This is a genomic window from Rhizobium sp. BR 314, assembly GCF_047445805.1.
Classification (GTDB): domain Bacteria; phylum Pseudomonadota; class Alphaproteobacteria; order Rhizobiales; family Rhizobiaceae; genus Rhizobium; species Rhizobium lusitanum_B.
Map to the genome: position 1 here is coordinate 23,615 of NZ_JARWLA010000030.1, position 18,565 is coordinate 42,179.

Below are 18,565 nucleotides of genomic sequence, written 5' to 3' on the forward strand. Positions count from 1 at the left end.
TGCCACCTCTCCGGTTATGCTGGTTGGCGCGTGTCTCAGCGCGGGCTGTCTCATAGCGACAGTCGGAGAGGATGTAGGGGTGGCAATTTTCGTTGAGAGGCGGTCAAGAGTGTGGCCGCACTGTGCCAGACGCTAGCGATTGCTTTACATATTTTTCAACTAATGCGTCTAGATGTGCTCCCGCACTCGCTTCATCTAAACAATGTGCTTCTCGTGGAGTTCAGAAAAGGCAACGCCCTATTCTAGTAACTTTTCCCTCTTATCCATGCGCAATGGCCGAAAAGAACTTATTCTATGAACGCATCAGCAAAAAATATTGTCAGCAGCAATGGCAATTCCATTGATGAGAACAGTAAGAGAACGTTTTTGAATTATGTAATTAGTTTTTTTGGACTTGAATTACGTTCGCCAGGAGGAAGGAAAGAGAAAATTCTGGCGATTTTTTCTGCAATAATCGTTTTCAGCATCGGAAGCGTATCAAATATTGGATTGACTAAGTTAAGCGATTTTTTCTTCCCGGATGCGACCCAAAAAAGCCTCGTGGCGACGCAAGAAAAAATCCAAGAAAAGGTCACCAATATTGAAGCGATAGGTAAGTCGATTACTAATCAAATATCGGCTGTAGATGGTAAGCTAAGTGCAAATCTCAATTCTGATATTGAACGATTGAAAGAGGCAGTCACGAGCTTACAGCCTGATATTGCTTATGTTGGGACTGCTAGCGGAGAGGCTGTTCGTCTTTTCACAGAGGTGAAACAAAATGACATCAAAAAAAGGAACTTTAGCGTTTTAAGTGATTTTGTTGTGCCGTCGGGCCAAGGGGCAACGGTCTGCCCAGACCGCTATATTTTCAGTATGAAGGAAGCCGTTGGCACTTCGATTGAGGCCGCCCTATCTGGTGGGGGAGGCCAAACCAGGTCGGCATTGGCTCCGGGCGATTCTGTATATCTTAAAACTGCAACTGGAAACATCGTTCAAGTTGCTTATCAAAGCAAATACGGAGAAGGAAAAGATGCGACTTACGGCTTTTCAGTATTCTGTGATGTTCGATAATGGTGGCATTGCTTAAACGGCAACAATACCGTCAGCTCGAGGTCTTGGCCTTCATTAGTAACCATAGTAACTGACGCTGATTGACATTATCGACCCGGGATGGAGGCACGCATTTCGATGAATTTGAATACCCGCCCGAGGACCGCGCCCATTAACAGATAGATTGTTCCGGCTATAAGGAAGGTTTCAAACGGAGCGTAGCTGCGCGCGACGAAGACACGGGCCGCACCTGTCATTTCCATGACAGTTACAGCGCTTGCGAGCGTAGAACCCTTCATAACCAGGACGAGCTCATTTCCGATAGGTGGAAGTATTGCCCGGTAGGCCTGAGGAAGAAGGATCTTGAGCAGAAGCGTGCCTCGATGCAGCCCAAGGGCGCTTCCGGCTTCGGACTGCCCCTGTGGGATCTGACGGATCGCGCCCGCAAGCAGCTCCGCTGAATATGCGGCAGAGTTGAGGCCGATCGCCAGGATCGCACAATTGACCGGGCTTCGAAGAACCGGCCAGAGAAAGCTATGGCGCACAGCTTCAACCTGTCCCAGCCCGTAATACATAATGAACAGCTGGACGAGCAGCGGGCTTCCTCTGATCAGGAACGTGTAGGTGGAGACGGTAAATCGTAGCAGCCGGTTTGTCGATGTGAGCGCGAGCGCAAGAGGCAGAGCCAGAAATTGACCCACCACGAAGCTCGCGATCGTAATTTGGACGGTGAGAGCGAACCCATTCTTGACGGCCAGGAATGCGGGTGCGAAGAGCTCGAACGACAACATGGCGTTACCTCAGATGCGGGGTCAGGCGGGATTCGTACATTTTCAGAAGAAGCGTCGAGACAGCAGTGATGAGCACGTAGAGGGCGGCGGCGGCGAGATAGAAGGCGAGCGGCTGATGGGTGGCGCCCGCTGCCACGACAGATTTCCGCATGAGTTCCTCGAGCCCGACGACGGAGACAAGAGCGCTCTCCTTCAGGATTACCAGCCACTGATTTCCAAGCCCTGGAAGTGCCCGTGCCATCATCTGGGGCATGACGATGAGGCGAAAGGCGCGCGCCCGTCGCAAGCCTAGAGAAAGAGCTGCCTCCCATTGGCCGACAACCACGCTAAGGAGCGCGCCTCGCAGGATCTCGGTGAGGTAGGCCGCCGCGACGATGGAAAGGGAGGCAATGCCGGCGCTCAGCCCGTCGACCTCGACATATTGCCCGGCCAATTTCGTAAGCAGCACGGTGCCGCCGTAGAATATGAGGAATATGACGAGCAGTTCGGGAAGCCCCCGAATGAGCCCGACATAGCCCATGATGACACGGCGAATTGCGGGAGGTCCGTAGACCGTAAGCGGCGCAAGGATTGCAGCGATGATAAAGCCGATGATGAAGCTTCCGACCGCTACCGCAAGGGTCATCAGAAGTCCCTGCATCAGTTGACCCTGATATTGCTGGACCGCGTCAAGCATGCAGGCTCCCCGGTGCTCTGTCTTCGGCAACATCGGAAAGCAAGGCGAAGAATTCGGCGGCAAAGCCGATCATCTTCTCGAACTGCGCGGTCAGGATATTTTCGTCGGGCGAATGAAGCATGGCACCGTGGTGGGTGAGGCCTGCACCAAACAGCGTCGCGCCGAACTTGTGCACGAACGGGTGGGCAAGTCCCGATGCTGCGGAACTGGGTTGAATGATTGCCGGGCGCTCGAACCATTTCTCAAGAAGCGCCGCGCCCATTTCGACGACAGAGTGCGCCGGATCGCTTCTGACGCCGAGCACCTCGGCATCGAGGATGGTCAGCTCGATATCCTCGAAATGGTGCTTGTCCAGGTGCTTGCGGAGCAGTTCGGCAATGCGCAGCGGGTGTTGCCCCGGCGCGAGACGGAAGTCGAGCTTCATCTGACCTGCGCAAGGCAAGACGGTTTTCGCGCCTTGCCCACCATAACCGCCGTGGAAGCCGTTGACGTTGAGACAGGGCGTGAAGTTGAGGTGCGCGTAGAAATTGTCTGGCCCCACGCCGCCAAGAAGGCGATTGCCGCCGGTTTCCGCCTGAAGATCCGCCAACGGGAATGGCGGCGTCGCGGCAAGCTCTTTGCTGCACTCATCCGGTTCGATGATGCCGTCGTAAAATCCGTCGATCAGAATCCGTCCGGAGGCGTCACGCAGTGAGGACACCGACGCTGCAAGTCGCCAGAGCGGGTTGTCGAATATCGCGCCAAGGCTCGAATGCAGGTCCGCTCGTGCCGTGCGGCACTGAAGTTCGACGGCAAGTATGCCCTTGAAGCCCATCAGGACGATCGGCCGTCCCGACTTGTCGACCTCGCCATATTCCCACCAGCAGATATCTGCCTTGGTATCTGAGAACCTGCTTTCCAGAAAACGCGTGAGCGACGGGCTGCCGATCTCCTCTTCGCCTTCGACGATCCATATCAGCTTGAACGGCAGGGCTTCAGGTCGATCCGCGCGGAACGTGCGCCATCCTGCCAGGCGACTGACAAATTCGCCCTTGTCGTCAGCCGCGCCGCGGCCATAGAGACGACCGTCACGCTCGGAAAGCGCAAATGGCGGGTCGGTCCACAGATCAACCGGATCCTCGGGCTGGACGTCATAGTGATTATAGATGAGCAGCGTGAAGGGACCGTCGCCTGTCTCGCCAACCACAAAGGGTCCGACGTCTCCAGGATGCTGTTCAGTCAGGAAGCCGGCATCCCTAAGCAGGCTTTCGACCTTGTCGGCGCAGGCCGGAAGACCTTCCGCACGCGCGCTCACCGATGGAATGGCGACGAGGGCAGTGAGATCTTTTTTCGCGGCGGTCAGGATTTCGGGACGTATTTGCATGGTTCCTCCATGATTGGGAGGCGGCTTGCCGCCTCCCTCAGGACATCACTTCTTCGATACGTCGTAGCCGAACCATCTCTCCGCGATGGTCTTGACGGTTCCGTCCTTGAGCATGGCTTCGACCGCGCCGTCTACCTTGGTCTTGAGCTCGGATTTGCCCTTCGCCATCGCGACGCCCTGGCCCTTGCCGAATTCGGCGAAGTCCGCGCCGGTCAACAATGGGCCTGCATAGACCAGCTTGTCCTTGCCGCGCTCCTTGACAAGCGGCTCCCATGCCGAGCGCTCCATCAGGCCGGCATCTATGCGGCCTGCAGTGAGATCGTCGGCCACCTGGTCGGGGCGATCGTAGACATGGACGTCGGCGTCTGGAAAATGCGCGCGGATCACCTGCTCGTGGGTTGTCCCGCTTTGCACGCCGATCGATGCCTTGGCGAGGGCCTTACTCAGGTCGGCTGCGGATTTCGCCGATGCCGCATCGCTTCCGGGCGCAACCACAATCGCATTTGGCGCATCCGCATAGGCGGCCGAAAAGTCGACTTTTTGCGAGCGCTCGTCGTTGATCGAGACACCTGAGATGACGAGATCGAACTTGCCGATCTGCAGCCCGGGCAGGAGACCGTCATAGGCTTGGTTTTGCCAGGCGCAGGTCGCGGCGATGCGCTTGCAGATCTCGTCGCCGACATCCTTGTCGAAGCCGATGATCTTGCCGCTGCCGTCAACGGATTCCCATGGCGGATAGTCGGCGCTGGTGCCGATGCGCAGTTCGTCCGCTGAGGCAATGCTGGCGAGCAGTGCGAGCCCAATTGCAATAGTCATTCGCTTCATGAAGATTCCCCATTTGTTGGAAACGATCAAATCCCGCGCGCTCAAATTGGCGCGAGGGAATTCTTGATTTGGGAGCGGGTCAGGCCGCTTGGGCGGAGGCCTGCTTGAGGAAGCGGGAGAGGCGGCCAAGCCCTTCGCGAAGGATATCTTCGCCATTCGTATAGCCGATGCGAAGATACCCCTCCATGTCCATGGCGCTGCCCGGCGTGAGCATGACGCCTGTCTCCTCGAGGAGCCGCAGGCAGAATTCTTCCGAGGAAACCGGCAGATCGTATTTGAGAAGAGCCGTGGTTCCGGATTTGGGTTTGATCCATGAAATCAGCGGCTCTGAGTCGACCCAATCCGATAGGATCGCGAGATTGGTCCGGGTAATCCTGTGGCTGCGCTCAAGGATCTTGTCCTTGTTCTCAAGTGCGATGGCGGCAAAATGGTCGTCGAGCATGCCGACGGAAATCGTGTTGTAGTCACGATGGATGGAGACCGCGTGGATGAGGTCAGAGGGTGCCGCGATCCAACCCAGGCGAAGGCCCGCCAGCGAATATGTTTTCGACATGCTGCCAGTGCTGATCCCCTTCTCGTAGAGGTCAGCGATGGATGCGGTCATTCCGAGGTCTCCCTCCTGGTCCGTGCCGCGATAGACTTCGTCGCAGAGGATCCAAGCGCCGCATGCACGGGCGATCTCGACGATCTTTTGAAGATAGTCCCTGTCCATCAGTGAGCCAGTCGGGTTGTTCGGATTGTTGATCGCAATCAGTTTCGTGCCTGGCGTGGCGAGTTTTTTCAGCTCCTCAAGGTCCGGCAAGAACCCGGTTTCTTCCGTTAGCTTGAGGATCTGGGTGTCAGCTCCAATGCTTTCGGGGATGGAGTAGTGTTGCTGGTATGTAGGAAGGACCGAGATGACACGATCACCACGCTCGACCAATGTCTGATGCACGAGCGCGTTGGCGCCAATTGCACCATGGGTTATGACGACGTTGTCGAGTTTCTGCTTTTCATAGAGTGCTGCAATAAGGGAGCGCAGACGCACGCTGCCCTCGATCTCGCCATAGGTGAGCTTTAGCGGTTTGAGCTGTTCACCAATGTCGTTGATACCGGACATATCGAGCAGTTCGGCGACCGTGAGGGATTCAACGCAAGTCTCGGCCAGGTTGAGCTCGCACTTGGTCTCATACTTGTTCATCCAGATCTCAACGCCGAAGTCACGTATCTTCATTTTATTCTCCTAGATATTTCAGGGTTCAGTTGCGGATAGCAACGAGCAAGGCCAAGGCTGCGGCGACGTCTTCGAGACCGAGGCCGATCGAACGGAAGAAGGCCGGTCGTTCACGGCTCGGATGTTTCGCGCGGCCCGAAAGAAGATCGGGTAGATCGCCCAAAAGGCGGTCGGACGCCCATGTGCCCGCTGTAGTGGCAAGCCTCATGTCGCTGGCAGAAAAAGGCGTCGTGGCGCGGTAGTCGCAATAGACGTCAAAGCCTTGAAGGGCTGCCGGATCGATCTCATGCGCATTTGCGACATTCGTGCTGATGGACGTCACAACTGCAGGCTTCGACAGTTTCGAAGCGTCGATGACGGGTTTTCCTGACGACGTGCAGAGAAGCACCAGGTCGGCACCTACAATCGCTTCGTTGGCGTCTGTCCATTTGGAGATGATCGTGCCAACCGAGGTCTTCGATGGCACGTCGTGTCGCGAATGGATGTTCGGCGAGACGATCCTGATCTCTTTCCATTGCCTAATGCGCTCTGCGTAACGCAGATGGGCCAATCCGACGGGACCAGAACCGACGATGGTGAGGACGGAGGCATCTTGAGGTGTCAGCGCATCTGCGGCGATAATCGAGGTGGCGGCGGTGCGTTCCGTGGTCAGCCTCTTGGAATCGCAGAGCAAGATGGGCAAACCGCTCTCCATCGACATCAAGAGCGTCCAGGCGGTCACCAGTGCCTGACCATGGCCAGGGATGTAGGGCGACAGTTTTGCACCGAAGACCTTTTCATCAGCAAGCACGCCCAGATAGGTGATGAAATCTCCGGCATCTTTCGGAAAGAGGGTTAGCGTCTGTGGCGGTTGGACCGCATTGTCGTTTGCCAGCGAGCGGAACATCCGCTCCAGCACGGATCGGATGTCGACCTTCGGCAAGAGTTGGTTGATTTCGGCTTCGCCGAGCACGATCGGTTGCGTCATCAGGGACCTCCCAGTTACATGAGCATGATGACGCGAGCGATCGCTCGCGCGTTGTGGTGGACGCACGGTTGAATTCGCTATTGATCAGTCTGCCCGCTTTGAGTAGAAGGACCCTATGAGCAATATATTGCACAGTCAAGAGCGAGGGGATGTTTTGGCGCATGTCTCCGGAAATCTTCGAAGGCTCCGACAAGCAGCCGGTCTCAGTCAAGTTGCGCTTGCCGAGGCATCTGGCATCAGCCGGCGAATGATTATCGCTGTCGAGGCTGGCGATGCCAATATCAGCCTGTCGAGCCTTGACAAGCTGGCTGTCGCGATGGGCGTCGGCTTCGTCGATCTCGTCCGAAATCCCGATCGTCACTCATCGTCCGACATCAACGAAGTGACGTGGCGGGGCAGCGGGGCGGAAAGCAAGGGTGTGCTTCTGGGAACGGCACCTTCCGGCCAAGAAACGCAATTGTGGATGTGGTCGCTTGAGGCGGGAGAGCGTTACGATGCTGAGCCTGATCCGCAAGGCTGGCACGAAATGATTGTTGTCATGGAAGGAACCTTGACATTGATTCTGAGCGGCGAGGAAAAAGAATATCCGAAAGGTGCCTTTGCAATCTACAGCTCGGCCCAGAATTATTCCTACGCCAACACGGGGACGGAAATCACTCGGTTCGTGCGGAACGTCGTTTCTTAAGCCAGCCAATGTTCATCACGAGGTCTGCATAATTATGAAAGCAATGCCAAATAGTCTCGTATCTCGACTGCCAGGGCCACCTATCCCCGCGGTCACGGCATGGGCGCGCACATATGACGGGCTGCGCGGCCCACTGATCGATCTTTCGCAGGCCGTGCCGGGATATCCGACGCATCCTGAAATGCTGCGGCTCCTTGGAGAAGCGGCAGGCATGCAGGCGATGACGGGCTATGGACCGATCGAAGGAGAAAGCGTCCTGCGTCAAACCTATGCGGCGCACATGTCCAATATCTATGCCAGCCGAATATGCACGGAGAACATCCATATCACCGCAGGCTGCAACCAGGCCTTCATGGCGACAATGATTGCGCTTGCGCGGGCGGGAGATCGGGTGGCAATTACCAACCCGTTTTATTTCAATCACGAAACGACGCTCTCCATGTTGGGGATCGGGAGTGTCCTCGTCGAATGCGATGCCGAGAATGGCTTTCTGCCGAAGATGTCGTCTGTGGAAGCGGCCTTGGCCGATGGTGTGAAAGCACTTGTCATCGTCAGTCCCAACAATCCGACAGGTGCGATATATTCACCTGACCTCTTGGATAGTCTTTACGCCCTCTGCCGAAAGCATGGTGCCTGGCTGGTGCTGGACGAAACGTACCGGGATTTCCTGGATGAGGGCTCGACGCCACCACACGGTCTGCTTTCGCAAATGGACTGGAACGAGAGACTTGTCCTTCTCTACAGCTTTTCCAAATCGCTCTGCATTCCCGGTCACCGTTTGGGCGCGATCACGGCATCGCCCGAGGTCATTCAAGAGATTTCCAAGGTCATGGACAACATGCAGATTTGCGCCCCTCGTGCGGTACAGCATGCCGTTTCCGAGGCCCTCCCAAAACTTGCGAGTTGGCGTGCGGCAAACCGCGCCGAAATCGCCCGGCGAGCCAAGGCACTTACGGAGGTCTTTGCTGCAGCGCCCGAATGGAGCATTGCTGCGATCGGAGCTTATTTCGCCTTCATCAAGCATCCCTTTGAAGGGCAAGCGTCGACAGAGATAGCCGAACGCCTGGCATCCACGGCTGGCGTAATCTCCATTCCTGGCGCATTTTTTGGAGAGGGCAATGATGCTTATCTTCGCTTTGCTTTCGCGAATGCAGATGTTGTTACCATCAGGCAACTAAACACAAGGCTCGATAAATTTCCAAATCATCCCTAGGCGGCACCCGGCCCACAGCCATGGGCTATGACGTACGAAGACCGTCGCAATGAGTGACGGCATTTCTGATTATTGGTTCGGATGGTGGCAGGTTCGCTTGCGATTAGCTGCAGCGCATCGCCGCGTTCGGAAAGCTTGTCAGGTCAAGGCGAGTAGTCATAGCGTCCGTAACCACACGACAAGTCAATGTCCGCGGAACTCGCGTCCCTGCCTTGTGCGTTGCAAATAAAGGGCGCTTTTCTATCCACTTTACGGGAGACACGCGGCCGCGCCTTAGCGCGGCCATGAGGCATGTTCCGAGTTTCAATCGCCGCGCCGCCGAGCTTTTAGCTTGGCCATTTCTTCACGCGAGGCATTGGCAGCCCGAAACAGCACCGCACCGGCAATGGTAGCGGCATCGTTCAACTCCTTCGCAGTCACGAGATCACGCCTATCCTTGCCGGTCAGCAAAAATCGCAATGCCGATGAGGGCCGTTCAAAGCCCGCGAGCAAGCGGAATGCTGGGATTCCTCGTTCAGCGAAATTGACATGATCGGAATTGCTTTTCGTCGGCTCGAAGATCTGAAGATCCTTATCGGCATAATTGGCCGCTTCGGTGAGGAAAGCGGGAAGTATCTCGAAATCGGATGTGAGCGCCGTAAGCACAGGGTCCCCGGCGATGGCGTCCAGATTGATATTGAGGACGATATTGTCGAGCTCGCGCTGCGAAAGGGAGTCAAGCCATCGGATCGAGCCTCCGAGATCCCATTCCTCCGCCGAGAAAGCACAGAAGCGGACCGTTCTGCGCAAGCGGATATCGTCGCTCGCAACTGCTCGCGCCAGTGCGACGATACCCGCAAGGCCCGATGCATTGTCTATGGCGCTTTCGCCGAGCGGATGCCCGTCGATATGTGCGCTGACAACGACCATCTCCTCGCTTTCACCTGCCAAAGTCAGGATGACCGTCGGTAGATTGCGTTCGACGCTTCGGCCAAGGCATAGCATTCTAACGGAGGCAAATCCTGTCTCGGATTGCGCGAGCAGTGCTGCCGCCTCAGCACTTATGCCAAACGACGGGATGCCTTCGGAGGCCTTGCCGGAGCTTGAACCCGAAATCGGACCAACTCCCGATTCTTGAAAGGCGATGAGAAAGCCACATGCGCCGGCCTTTTCCGCCATGTCCGACTTGGTATTGCGATGCACGTGATCCGACATGAACGGATACTCATGCCGCACGAGCGCGATCCTGCCAGGCAATAGATGACGCAGGCGATCAAAATCCTTTGGTCGGCCGAGGCCGACATCAACGATCTCCCGCACGATCCCGTCCGCCGGCGTGGGGGCAGTTCCGAGAAGCGGCGTTGCCGCAAGCTCGGTACCGCTTTCAATGTGCGTCAGCGAAAACTCGTCCGTCTCCCACAAGACATGCTTGTTCCTTTTGATCTCCAGCTTTCCTCTGCCGATCCGGCTAAGGGTCGATATTAGAACCTGAATCGCCTGCTCCTCGCCACAAGAGCCTGCAAGCCTTCCTCCACAATCACAGAGAGCTTGAAAATCCGCCAAGACTTGGGTGTCGCGCTCAATGCAGGAAAGGAAGTTGGCGAGCGCCGTCGGAGCATCTTTCATTTCAGTCATTTTCATTAACTTCCTTGACTGACAGGCGTCTTACTCCTTTGGAGTAACATCCATCCCGAACCACTTCTGACTTAGGGTGCGAACTGTGCCATCACCCAGAGCTGCGCCGATGGCACTGTCGAACAAAGCCGACAAATCGGTATCTTGCTTTCTCAGTCCCACTGCCACGCCATCACCCAGGGGGCCTCCGACGAAGGCCGGCCCCGCTTGGACAACATCCTCCATTCCTGGTTTGGAGCGACTGGATGCCAGATTGAGGACTGTTTCGAAGACCAGATCAACGCGACCTGATACCAGATCGAGATCATGCTCGTCCGTAGTTCGGTACTCTCGAATGTCCACGAGGTCTTTGAAGTATTTCTGAGCAAACGCAGAATTCGTGCTTGAGGTCTGTACGCCGATCGTCTTGCCCTTGAGCAGTTCTTTCATGCCGCTAATCGCTTGTTCCGCGGCCGCCTCGTCTGCGGTCGCATCGAAAAGCTTGCCGGAATCGGCCAGCGTTGCGAGTGGTGAATTTTTAAGGACGCCAAAACCGTTTGGCGGACGAGCGTAGATGCGCGAGAAACTGATGGCTTTGAGACGCTCGGGCGTCCTGCTCATGCCGGACATGATAGCATCGTACTTGCCGGCAAGAAGGGCAGGGATAATGCCATCCCAATCCTGCGGCACCATTTCGCATTCAAGCTTGGTTCGTCGGCAAAGATCCGCCGCCAGATCAATCTCGAAACCGGCGAGCTTTCCATCCGACTGCGTGAAGTTCCATGGCGCATAGGCGCCTTCAGTTGCGATTTTTACGTGGCGCAAGCCCGATTGTGCATTTGCCTCTGTCAAAGACGCGAGCGCAGAAACCAGCGTGATCGCAAGTAATTTTCTTACGGACATTTCTTCCCTTCCTCCTCTTTAGGGGCTAGCTGTTGCTAGCGTCTTCATCCTTGTGGTGAACCGCGCGAAACCGCGCCTTCAAGAGTTTTGTGAAATCCGACGCAATCAGTGACGCCTGCCGATTGGGCTGAAACACTAAAAACTCATATCGGGGTGCCGGGCGCAGAGGGCGTGCAACGAGGCCACGGCTCTGATGTTTGGCGGCCGTGAGTTCGTCGAGGACCCCAATCCCGATGCCACGCAGGATGAGTTCGACTTCCATTGCCCCCATGTCGACCTCCACCGCCGGATTCCATGTAATGCCCTCCTTGTCGAAGAGTTGGCGCAGCGACAGATGGAACGGTTGATCGCGAGCCGACACCACGAATGGAAATCCGGCGAAATCCTTAAGTGTGACAAATGAGCTGCTGGCGAGCGGGTGATCTGCCAGCATGACACAAACACATTTCAGACTGTGAAGGCTCGTTCTCAGGCTTCGCTTGTCCAGCGGCGGCTCCGCCAGTCCGATATCGAACGCATTGGTGCGGGCAAGCTCACTCAATTGCGGCGAGTTGGCGGTCTGGACCCTGATGTGCACATCAGGGTGTGTAAGCCTGAATTCCTGTATGATCGCCGGGAGTACGGTGACGGCGCCGAACGGATGGCTGATAATCTGAAGTGAACCAACCTTGTTCTCGGCGATCTCCCTTGCTCGCTCGGCAAGCCGCGTTGCTCCCGCAAGGGTCGCTTTCACGGTTTCGTAGAACAGCATGGCTTCGTGAGTAGGAGTAGTCTTGCCTCGTATACGCTCAAAGAGCTTGAAGCCCAGGCCCTGTTCCAAGCGGCGGATCGACTTGCTGACCCCTGGCTGCGTAATTCCGCAGTCTTCGGCGACGCGGCTTAGACTTCCCCGTTCGATGACAAGACGAAACATTTCCAACTGGTCGAGGTCAAAACCGTACTTCATCGCATCGCGAGCTCACATACCCAGGTTCACGTGCAATGGATGATCCTGTATGCGAATTTGGAGCGCAATATCAAAAAGTTATAACTTTCGGTTATATCGAACAATCCCCGTCACCAGCGGTATGCCATATGTTTCGCCCGCGAGGATGTCAGGGCAGGCCCTCAACGAGAATGCGCTAAGCTGTCGGTACGTGCGACAGCGACAACAACAAGCCGTGCGTGAATGCATGATCATCGGCACGAGCGATTCTGGGATGTTTCTAGGGCGTTGTGACGTTGTTGGTGGCTCAACGGTTGATTGCTAATTGAGCGCGATCAACACGCCGACCATCAGCTACAAGAACCATCGCTTTCCACCACAGATCATCGCCCATTGAAAAATAGTTGCCTCTTGAAGCGCTGCTCAGCTTCCTGGCTGGCGCTTGCTCAGAAGGCCGCTCGCTGGTCATTCATTCGCGTTGCCGAAACATCGTTCCAATGGCCGAAAATCCATTCTGCAATCGTCAGCCAGATCACCGCCGGGCCAAATCTCTTTGGGATCCGGGTCGCCGAGATCTTTATGCGCTTTGGACGTGGGCGCCGGATAGTCTGTTGTAAGGAAAGCGTGCTGTAACGGCACGGAGCTGAGGCGTTGAAAACAAGTCGGGAGAGTCTGACGCGACTTAATAGACTGACCCGTCATAAACTCGTTGCAAACGGTGCTTGTGTTTACAAAAGCTCTGAGTCACAAATGTTTTGTGAGGACCGCGAGCGCCACAGGACGGAAAAATCCGTTTCTGCATGGGGCGGCGAAATAATGATAAATTATAAGGGGAGGAGAACTTGGATATGAAAACTCGTGTGGGAAAGCACTCTATTGTCGGAAGTCTGATCTGTGGCGCGGTGCTGCTTGGCGCAGCAATTCCTGCCATGGCGGAAAAGATCGGGAATTGTGAAATTACAGGGACGAAGGGATCTGATCCGATCAAGCCGGCAGTTGCCGGGCAGTTGACTGTTCAGACCACGCTGCCGGCACCAGCTTGGTGGAATGGCGATTCACCAGATGCAATGAAGGACGGCTACGAATATTGCATGGCCGTCAACATGGCCTATCGCGCCGGCCTCGACAAGGTGAAGGTCGTCAACGTGTCTTTTGACGCGCTTGTCGCCGCCCAGACCAAGGATTTCGATATTGCGCTGGCTGAGATTTCCATCACCGACAAGCGCAAGAAGGTGGTTGATTTCTCGACGCCCTATTTCGATTCCGATATCGGAGTGGCGGTCAAGAAGGGTACAAAATACACGGCCGATACGGTGAAGGACATGCGCTTCGGCGTGATGCAGGGCACCACCGGTGCGAATTTTGTCGATCAGAAGCTGAAGCCCAAGGAGGTCAAGGTTTTCTCTGATACCGGCGTGCTGTCCACAGCTCTGATGTCCAACCAGATCGATGCAGCCTTGCATGACACCTCGATTATGCTCGGGGTCGCCACCAATTCGCATGGTATGATCGGAGTGCCTTATCAGTACACGACGGGCGAGTCCTATGGTGCTCTCTACCCCAAGGGGTCACCCAACGAGACTGCATTCAACAAGATGATTGAAGACATGAAGAAGGACGGCACCCTTGCCGGCCTCTCCAAGAAATATCTCGCCGATGCCTGGGGTGCAGATCCGGCCCAAATCCCCTATCTCAAGCCCTGATCTGGCTATCGCACCGGATCGTCATCTCTGGCGATCCGGTGCTGCCGTTCCCATAATTGCCTGATTTTGCCGGGATTTTTCCGACATCGGACGGAATGGGGAACGGCACCTTCGCCCAGATTTGTTCTGACGCATTTTCCATCGAGAAACCAAGTCCATTCCGGAAAATGCCTTCAAAGCAGAGGCATGAGATGTCTGAAAATACCCCTAAACCGGGGACCAAGCCACTGCTTGGTCTTTATGAGGGCGGACGTAGCTGGAGTGCCAGCGCACCGCCGAAAGACACGACGAACTGGGCCGCGACCGCTTTGATCGTCAGCATCTTCATCCTGCTTGCTAGCTGGAAAACCCTGCGCGACATCTATGGAGCACTGACCGAACTTGATGTCGGTGGCAGTGTCTCGGCTGCCTTGTTGGTGCTGTGCGGTCTCGTCATGCTGTTGCTGCTGCGGCCGGCGACCAATTCGTGGCGTGCATCCGTCATGGCCAAAAATGCTCTTGCCGGCAATGACCTGATTGCTGCACGGATCGCCGCCGCAGCATCACGCGAGTCCGCCTTTTCGACGTTAGGCTACGGGGCTGTTATTGTGCTCCTGCTAGCTGGTGCGCAATTCCTAATGGCCAACGATCTCGCAGTCAGCCGTACCTTCGTGCAGCTGCCATTGATTTTCAGCTCCTTCGGCCTCGTGCTCAAGGCCTTCTGGGTTAACGTTTACATATTCGTGCTCGCAGAAGTGCTGGTGCTGATCTGGGGCCTCATCGTCGCGATCGCCCGGCTGATGCCGGGCGAGGCCGGTCGGCCCGTCCGCATGATCGCGACCATTTACACGGATATGTTTCGCGGCATGCCGGCGATCATCAATATCTATCTCATCGGCTTCGGCATCCCGCTGACAGGCTTGCCCTATCTGAAGGATCTGTCGCCGGAATCCTATGCGATTATAGCGCTTACTCTCACTTATGGTGCCTATGTCGCCGAGGTCTACCGGTCCGGTATCGACAGTATTCACCGCAGCCAGGTTGCGGCGGCTCGATCTCTCGGCCTGTCCTACATGCAGACCCTGCGTTATGTCGTGCTGCCGCAGGCGGTACGGCGTATCATCCCGCCGCTGCTTAACGATTTCATCGGCCTGCAGAAGGATACGGCGCTCGTCAATGTCATTGGCTCGATCGATGCATTCAATCAGGCACGTATCGTCGGCGCCAACAGTTTTAATCTGTCGCCGGTAACGACGGTAGCTCTGCTCTTCATCGTGATCACTATCCCACAAGCCCGCTTCGTGGACAGGCTGCTCGAGCGTGAGCAGCGCCGCACGCAGTCATAGCTGATTTGGAAAGGTACGACCGATGGCGATGATCGAAATTCGCAACCTGACGAAATCCTATGGCCACGTGAAGATACTCGACGGGCTGAACCTCGACGTGGACGAGCATCAAGTCGTCTGCCTGATCGGACCTTCCGGTTGCGGTAAGTCCACCTTGCTGCGCTGCCTCAATGGACTGGAGCAGATCCAGGATGGCGAGATCCGCTTCCACGGCGACCGCATGTCCGGCCCTGGTGTCGACGTCAATGCGCTCCGGCGTGATGTCGGCATCGTGTTCCAGAGCTATAATCTGTTTCCGCATATGAGCGTGGTTGAGAATGTCATGCTCGCGCCGACCAAGGTTCTGGGTCAGAAGCGCGGGGAGGCCGAAGCCCGCGCCCTGTCATTGTTGAAGCGTATCGGCCTCGAACATCGAGCGACTGCCTATCCCGACCAGCTGTCTGGCGGCCAGCAACAGCGCGTCGCGATCGTGCGGGCGCTGGCGATGGGGCCATCGGTGCTGCTTTTGGACGAAATTACCTCGGCGCTCGATCCCGAATTGGTGTCCGAGGTATTGAACATCGTGCGCGATCTCGCGGCCGAGGGCATGACCATGCTGCTGGCTACACATGAAATGGGATTTGCGCGCGAAGTGGCGAGCAAGGTCTGCTTCCTTTATGGTGGCAAGGTTCATGAGGAAGGTCCTCCGTCCCAGATTTTCGGCGACCCGAAGGAGGAGCGCACGCGCAGCTTCCTGCAGAGCATTATCGAGGCAGGACGGCTGTAGGAAATTCAGGTTTGAACCACAAGATTGGCTCTGGCCGGAGCGATGGTTATCCATCGCTCCGGCCAGATTCTCTGTTCTTTCAGTCCCATAGCGTTGGGCGAATCGAATGAAGATCGGTATGGGTATTAAGCGGCCTGCTTAGACAGCGCTTGCCGTAATATTGTAACGCAGGCCAGTGGTTCAGCGAGCGCCTGAGCAGGAGCGTATCGCTCGGTGGGAGTAGCCGGTTCTATGATTGATGACCAGAATGCAACGACAACTGCGCGCAGCCGGTTAGAGCGGATTTTGGCGGCGTTGGAGGATCGGAGCAGCAGCGAGCATACGTTCTTGAAGGTCTATCACAAGGAGGCGCGCGTTGCCGCCGACGCTTCGGATCGCCGTCGCCACTCAAATGCGCTCTTGGGACCTCTCGACGGTACGATCATATCGATCAAAGATATTTTTGACGTAGCTGGCGAGCCTACGCTTGCCGGTTCGGTTATTCGGCGCGATGCACAGCCTGCCCAAATGGATGCCTTGGTGGTCCAGCGCCTGCGGGGAGCCGGTGCCATTATCCTTGGTAAAACAAACCTCGACGAATTCTGTTTCACCACCACTGGAGTCAATCCACACTACGGCACGGCCGCCAATGCCTGCAATTCGGAGCTTATTCCGGGAGGTTCATCTTCTGGTGCGGCCGTGTCCGTGGCCGAACGTACCAGCGATATAGCAATAGGGTCAGACACTGGTGGCTCCGTTCGCATCCCCGCGGCATTGAATGGCGTTGTCGGTTTCAAACCGACGGCTCGACGCATTCCAAGCGATGGTGCCTTTCCGCTGTCGCCGTCGCTCGATTCTATTGGCCCGATTGCACGTTCAGTTGCTGAGTGCGCATTCGCGGACGCTATCATGGCAGGGGAAATAGCAAATGCGGTGACTGCACTTCCTTTGGAGGGTATCCGAGTAGGGGTGCCAAAGGGATATTTGCTGAGTGATGTTCACGGTGAAATCGCGGCGGGCTTGGAAAATGCTCTGGACCTGTTGCGGAAGAATGGCGCGTTGGTTTCGGAATTCGATATCGACGACCTCCTCGAACGGATGCGTGCGGCGACCAGCGAAGCGTCCATTGCCTCTGTTGAGGCGGCCGAAATTCATGCCGATTGGCTCCAGGCCGGTATCGGGCCTGTTAATCCACGCGTCTCCGAACCATTGAGGCGTCGGCTGAATTTTCCTGCCTGGGCCTATTTGCGGATGATGCGTACGCGTAGTGAATTGATCGCGGAGATGGATGATCGCCTGACATGCTTCGATGCACTCGTGATGCCAACGGCTCCAATCTTTGCGCCCCGTATCGACCATATCATTGCTGATATAGCCTTTGCAGAACAAACGGAGGCTCTCCTCCTGAGAAACACGCAGATTGCAAATCAATTCGACTTAACTGCCATCTCGATTCCCTTGCCTCAACTTTCCTTGCCAGCAGGACTGACCTTGATGGCGCGCAACGGATCGGACCGGCGGCTTCTGGGTTGGGCAGCAGGTGTCGAAAAGCTGTTGGCTGCGATTGGTCCCTGATAGGGATCAGCGCCTTCATTGCACGCGCCAATGCCCGGTGCTCCCTAGCTTATCTGCGTGAATCTGCTGGCCAACAACTCCTCGCAACCATGCTCTTTGAGGGCAGCCGTCAAGGCCGCCTCGTAGTCAGGCTGCGCGCTTTCTAGGCGCAAGCGGCCCTTGTCGGTCAAGACTGTGTAGACTCCGCGCTTGTCGTCCGGGCAAAGATCGCGGATGGTTAGCTCGCTGCGCTCCAAGCGTTCCACCATCCGCGAGACCGAGCTTTGGTTCAGGCGCAGATGCGAGGCCAGTTCCTGCATACGCAGCTCGCAACCGGGTGATCGAGACAAGACCTCGATCGCCCTGTAGTCCGATAGGCCAAGCCCGTGCTTGTCCTGCAGGACCTTTCCCAGGTCAGTTTCGATATTGGCTATCACGTGAATGAGCTTGAGCCATGAATCGCTTCGCTTTGACATGATCGGCACGGACTCCTGTTGACCTGTCAGCCGGACTTCCTTCCTATGTATGTCCATGCAAGCATTGACTCAAGGGGAGTCCGCGCTGTTACGACCTGCTTAACCCCGAGCTAAACGCCAAAAAGGGGCGCAATCCTTCCGAGACCGCGAGTTTGCTTACCATCGGCGACCGCCAGGTTTGCGGATCGTCGGCGAAGAGACTGTAGGTGCCGCGATAATCGAAGCCCTGTGCCGCAGCCTCATCACGGTCGACCGCGAAGAAGACTTGCGAGATACCTGCATAGAGCGCGCTCATGTAACACATCGCGCAAGGCTCCCCTGATGCCAGTAGCGTTGCCCCGTGGAGATGGGTTGCACCATGTGCACGGCAAGCATCACGTATCGCCTCGACTTCCGCATGGGCGGTTGGATCGTGATGTTCCTGGACGCGATTGACGCCACGTCCTACGATCGCACCAGCCTGATCGACGACGAGAGCAGTGAATGGAATACCGCCGTCGTGGACATGATCCACGGAGAAGGCGACGGCCTCCTCCATGAGTTGCTTGTAGCGGGGCAAAGCATCGGTGGTCATCA

18 protein-coding genes are annotated in these 18,565 nt (G+C 56.3%); 7 read left to right on the forward strand and 11 right to left on the reverse strand.

Annotation, left to right across the window (positions count from 1 at the left end; translation table 11 throughout):
• The first annotated feature begins 294 nt into the window (after nt 1-294).
• On the forward strand, nt 295-1,053 hold the full coding sequence (locus tag QD461_RS27410; protein WP_414090405.1) for a hypothetical protein: 759 nt from the start codon (nt 295-297) through the stop codon (nt 1,051-1,053).
• A gap of 86 nt (nt 1,054-1,139) precedes the next feature.
• Here the strand turns inward: QD461_RS27410 and QD461_RS27415 are convergent, their stop codons facing one another.
• From QD461_RS27415 to QD461_RS27440, 6 genes are all read right to left on the reverse strand, one after another.
• Nucleotides 1,140-1,823: an ABC transporter permease gene (locus tag QD461_RS27415; protein ID WP_414090406.1), complete on the reverse strand. Its 684-nt coding sequence runs from the start codon at nt 1,821-1,823 to the stop codon at nt 1,140-1,142.
• Between the two features lie 4 nt (nt 1,824-1,827).
• Nucleotides 1,828-2,499 (reverse strand): ABC transporter permease subunit, encoded by a 672-nt coding sequence (locus tag QD461_RS27420; RefSeq protein WP_414090407.1) that lies wholly within the window; start codon nt 2,497-2,499, stop codon nt 1,828-1,830.
• The gene (locus QD461_RS27425) at nt 2,492-3,862 is read right to left on the reverse strand and encodes a M20/M25/M40 family metallo-hydrolase (protein WP_414090408.1); all 1,371 of its coding nucleotides are present in this window, start codon (nt 3,860-3,862) and stop codon (nt 2,492-2,494) included. The genes QD461_RS27420 and QD461_RS27425 overlap by 8 nt, the downstream gene beginning before the upstream one ends.
• 45 nt (nt 3,863-3,907) lie before the next feature.
• Nucleotides 3,908-4,687: a transporter substrate-binding domain-containing protein gene (locus QD461_RS27430; RefSeq protein ID WP_414090409.1), complete on the reverse strand. Its 780-nt coding sequence runs from the start codon at nt 4,685-4,687 to the stop codon at nt 3,908-3,910.
• Nucleotides 4,688-4,766: 79 nt separating this feature from the next.
• Nucleotides 4,767-5,900: an aminotransferase gene (locus tag QD461_RS27435; RefSeq protein ID WP_414090410.1), complete on the reverse strand. Its 1,134-nt coding sequence runs from the start codon at nt 5,898-5,900 to the stop codon at nt 4,767-4,769.
• Nucleotides 5,901-5,925: 25 nt separating this feature from the next.
• On the reverse strand, nt 5,926-6,867 hold the full coding sequence (locus tag QD461_RS27440) for an ornithine cyclodeaminase family protein (protein ID WP_414090411.1): 942 nt from the start codon (nt 6,865-6,867) through the stop codon (nt 5,926-5,928).
• Between the two features lie 115 nt (nt 6,868-6,982).
• Here QD461_RS27440 and QD461_RS27445 point away from each other — a divergent pair, with 115 nt between their 5' ends.
• Together QD461_RS27445 and QD461_RS27450 are read left to right on the forward strand one after the other, a co-directional pair.
• Complete coding sequence (locus QD461_RS27445) at nt 6,983-7,552, forward strand: helix-turn-helix domain-containing protein (protein ID WP_414090412.1); 570 nt, start codon at nt 6,983-6,985, stop codon at nt 7,550-7,552.
• Nucleotides 7,553-7,583: 31 nt separating this feature from the next.
• On the forward strand, nt 7,584-8,765 hold the full coding sequence (locus tag QD461_RS27450) for an aminotransferase (protein WP_414090459.1): 1,182 nt from the start codon (nt 7,584-7,586) through the stop codon (nt 8,763-8,765).
• Nucleotides 8,766-9,068: 303 nt separating this feature from the next.
• On the opposite strand, the gene QD461_RS27455 is transcribed toward QD461_RS27450, so the two are convergent.
• From QD461_RS27455 to QD461_RS27465, 3 genes are read right to left on the reverse strand one after another with little or no spacing between them, the layout of a single operon-like run.
• The gene (locus tag QD461_RS27455) at nt 9,069-10,379 is read right to left on the reverse strand and encodes a M28 family peptidase (RefSeq protein WP_414090413.1); all 1,311 of its coding nucleotides are present in this window, start codon (nt 10,377-10,379) and stop codon (nt 9,069-9,071) included.
• Between the two features lie 30 nt (nt 10,380-10,409).
• Nucleotides 10,410-11,261, reverse strand: coding sequence for a transporter substrate-binding domain-containing protein (locus QD461_RS27460; RefSeq protein ID WP_414090414.1), 852 nt, complete (start codon nt 11,259-11,261; stop codon nt 10,410-10,412).
• 25 nt (nt 11,262-11,286) lie between these two features.
• Entirely contained in the window at nt 11,287-12,207 is a 921-nt protein-coding gene (locus QD461_RS27465; RefSeq protein ID WP_414090415.1) for a LysR family transcriptional regulator, read from the reverse strand.
• Nucleotides 12,208-13,034: 827 nt separating this feature from the next.
• On the opposite strand from QD461_RS27465, the gene QD461_RS27470 reads away from it, so the two are divergent.
• From QD461_RS27470 to QD461_RS27485, 4 genes are all read left to right on the forward strand, one after another.
• Entirely contained in the window at nt 13,035-13,889 is an 855-nt protein-coding gene (locus QD461_RS27470) for an ABC transporter substrate-binding protein (RefSeq protein ID WP_414090416.1), read from the forward strand.
• Nucleotides 13,890-14,080: 191 nt separating this feature from the next.
• The gene (locus QD461_RS27475; protein WP_414090417.1) at nt 14,081-15,214 is read left to right on the forward strand and encodes an amino acid ABC transporter permease; all 1,134 of its coding nucleotides are present in this window, start codon (nt 14,081-14,083) and stop codon (nt 15,212-15,214) included.
• Nucleotides 15,215-15,236: 22 nt separating this feature from the next.
• The gene (locus tag QD461_RS27480) at nt 15,237-15,980 is read left to right on the forward strand and encodes an amino acid ABC transporter ATP-binding protein (protein ID WP_281414690.1); all 744 of its coding nucleotides are present in this window, start codon (nt 15,237-15,239) and stop codon (nt 15,978-15,980) included.
• A 231-nt stretch (nt 15,981-16,211) separates the two neighbouring features.
• The gene (locus tag QD461_RS27485) at nt 16,212-17,534 is read left to right on the forward strand and encodes an amidase (RefSeq protein WP_414090418.1); all 1,323 of its coding nucleotides are present in this window, start codon (nt 16,212-16,214) and stop codon (nt 17,532-17,534) included.
• Nucleotides 17,535-17,578: 44 nt separating this feature from the next.
• Here the strand turns inward: QD461_RS27485 and QD461_RS27490 are convergent, their stop codons facing one another.
• Nucleotides 17,579-17,989, reverse strand: coding sequence for a MarR family winged helix-turn-helix transcriptional regulator (locus QD461_RS27490; protein ID WP_414090460.1), 411 nt, complete (start codon nt 17,987-17,989; stop codon nt 17,579-17,581).
• Between the two features lie 88 nt (nt 17,990-18,077).
• A complete protein-coding gene (locus tag QD461_RS27495; RefSeq protein WP_414090419.1) occupies nt 18,078-18,563 on the reverse strand; it encodes a nucleoside deaminase in 486 nt (161 codons plus the stop codon).
• Nucleotides 18,564-18,565: the final 2 nt, after the last annotated feature.

Excerpts from the sequence above, each read along its gene's own strand:
- QD461_RS27410 (WP_414090405.1), top strand. The coding sequence starts at position 295 with ATGAACGCATCAGCAAAAAATATTGTCAGCAGCAATGGCAATTCCATT.
- QD461_RS27415 (WP_414090406.1), bottom strand. The coding sequence starts at position 1,823 with ATGTTGTCGTTCGAGCTCTTCGCACCCGCATTCCTGGCCGTCAAGAAT.
- QD461_RS27420 (WP_414090407.1), bottom strand. The coding sequence starts at position 2,499 with ATGCTTGACGCGGTCCAGCAATATCAGGGTCAACTGATGCAGGGACTT.
- QD461_RS27425 (WP_414090408.1), bottom strand. The coding sequence starts at position 3,862 with ATGCAAATACGTCCCGAAATCCTGACCGCCGCGAAAAAAGATCTCACT.
- QD461_RS27430 (WP_414090409.1), bottom strand. The coding sequence starts at position 4,687 with ATGAAGCGAATGACTATTGCAATTGGGCTCGCACTGCTCGCCAGCATT.
- QD461_RS27435 (WP_414090410.1), bottom strand. The coding sequence starts at position 5,900 with ATGAAGATACGTGACTTCGGCGTTGAGATCTGGATGAACAAGTATGAG.
- QD461_RS27440 (WP_414090411.1), bottom strand. The coding sequence starts at position 6,867 with ATGACGCAACCGATCGTGCTCGGCGAAGCCGAAATCAACCAACTCTTG.
- QD461_RS27445 (WP_414090412.1), top strand. The coding sequence starts at position 6,983 with ATGAGCAATATATTGCACAGTCAAGAGCGAGGGGATGTTTTGGCGCAT.
- QD461_RS27455 (WP_414090413.1), bottom strand. The coding sequence starts at position 10,379 with ATGACTGAAATGAAAGATGCTCCGACGGCGCTCGCCAACTTCCTTTCC.
- QD461_RS27460 (WP_414090414.1), bottom strand. The coding sequence starts at position 11,261 with ATGTCCGTAAGAAAATTACTTGCGATCACGCTGGTTTCTGCGCTCGCG.
- QD461_RS27465 (WP_414090415.1), bottom strand. The coding sequence starts at position 12,207 with ATGAAGTACGGTTTTGACCTCGACCAGTTGGAAATGTTTCGTCTTGTC.
- QD461_RS27470 (WP_414090416.1), top strand. The coding sequence starts at position 13,035 with ATGAAAACTCGTGTGGGAAAGCACTCTATTGTCGGAAGTCTGATCTGT.
- QD461_RS27475 (WP_414090417.1), top strand. The coding sequence starts at position 14,081 with ATGTCTGAAAATACCCCTAAACCGGGGACCAAGCCACTGCTTGGTCTT.
- QD461_RS27480 (WP_281414690.1), top strand. The coding sequence starts at position 15,237 with ATGGCGATGATCGAAATTCGCAACCTGACGAAATCCTATGGCCACGTG.
- QD461_RS27485 (WP_414090418.1), top strand. The coding sequence starts at position 16,212 with ATGATTGATGACCAGAATGCAACGACAACTGCGCGCAGCCGGTTAGAG.
- QD461_RS27490 (WP_414090460.1), bottom strand. The coding sequence starts at position 17,989 with ATGTCAAAGCGAAGCGATTCATGGCTCAAGCTCATTCACGTGATAGCC.
- QD461_RS27495 (WP_414090419.1), bottom strand. The coding sequence starts at position 18,563 with ATGACCACCGATGCTTTGCCCCGCTACAAGCAACTCATGGAGGAGGCC.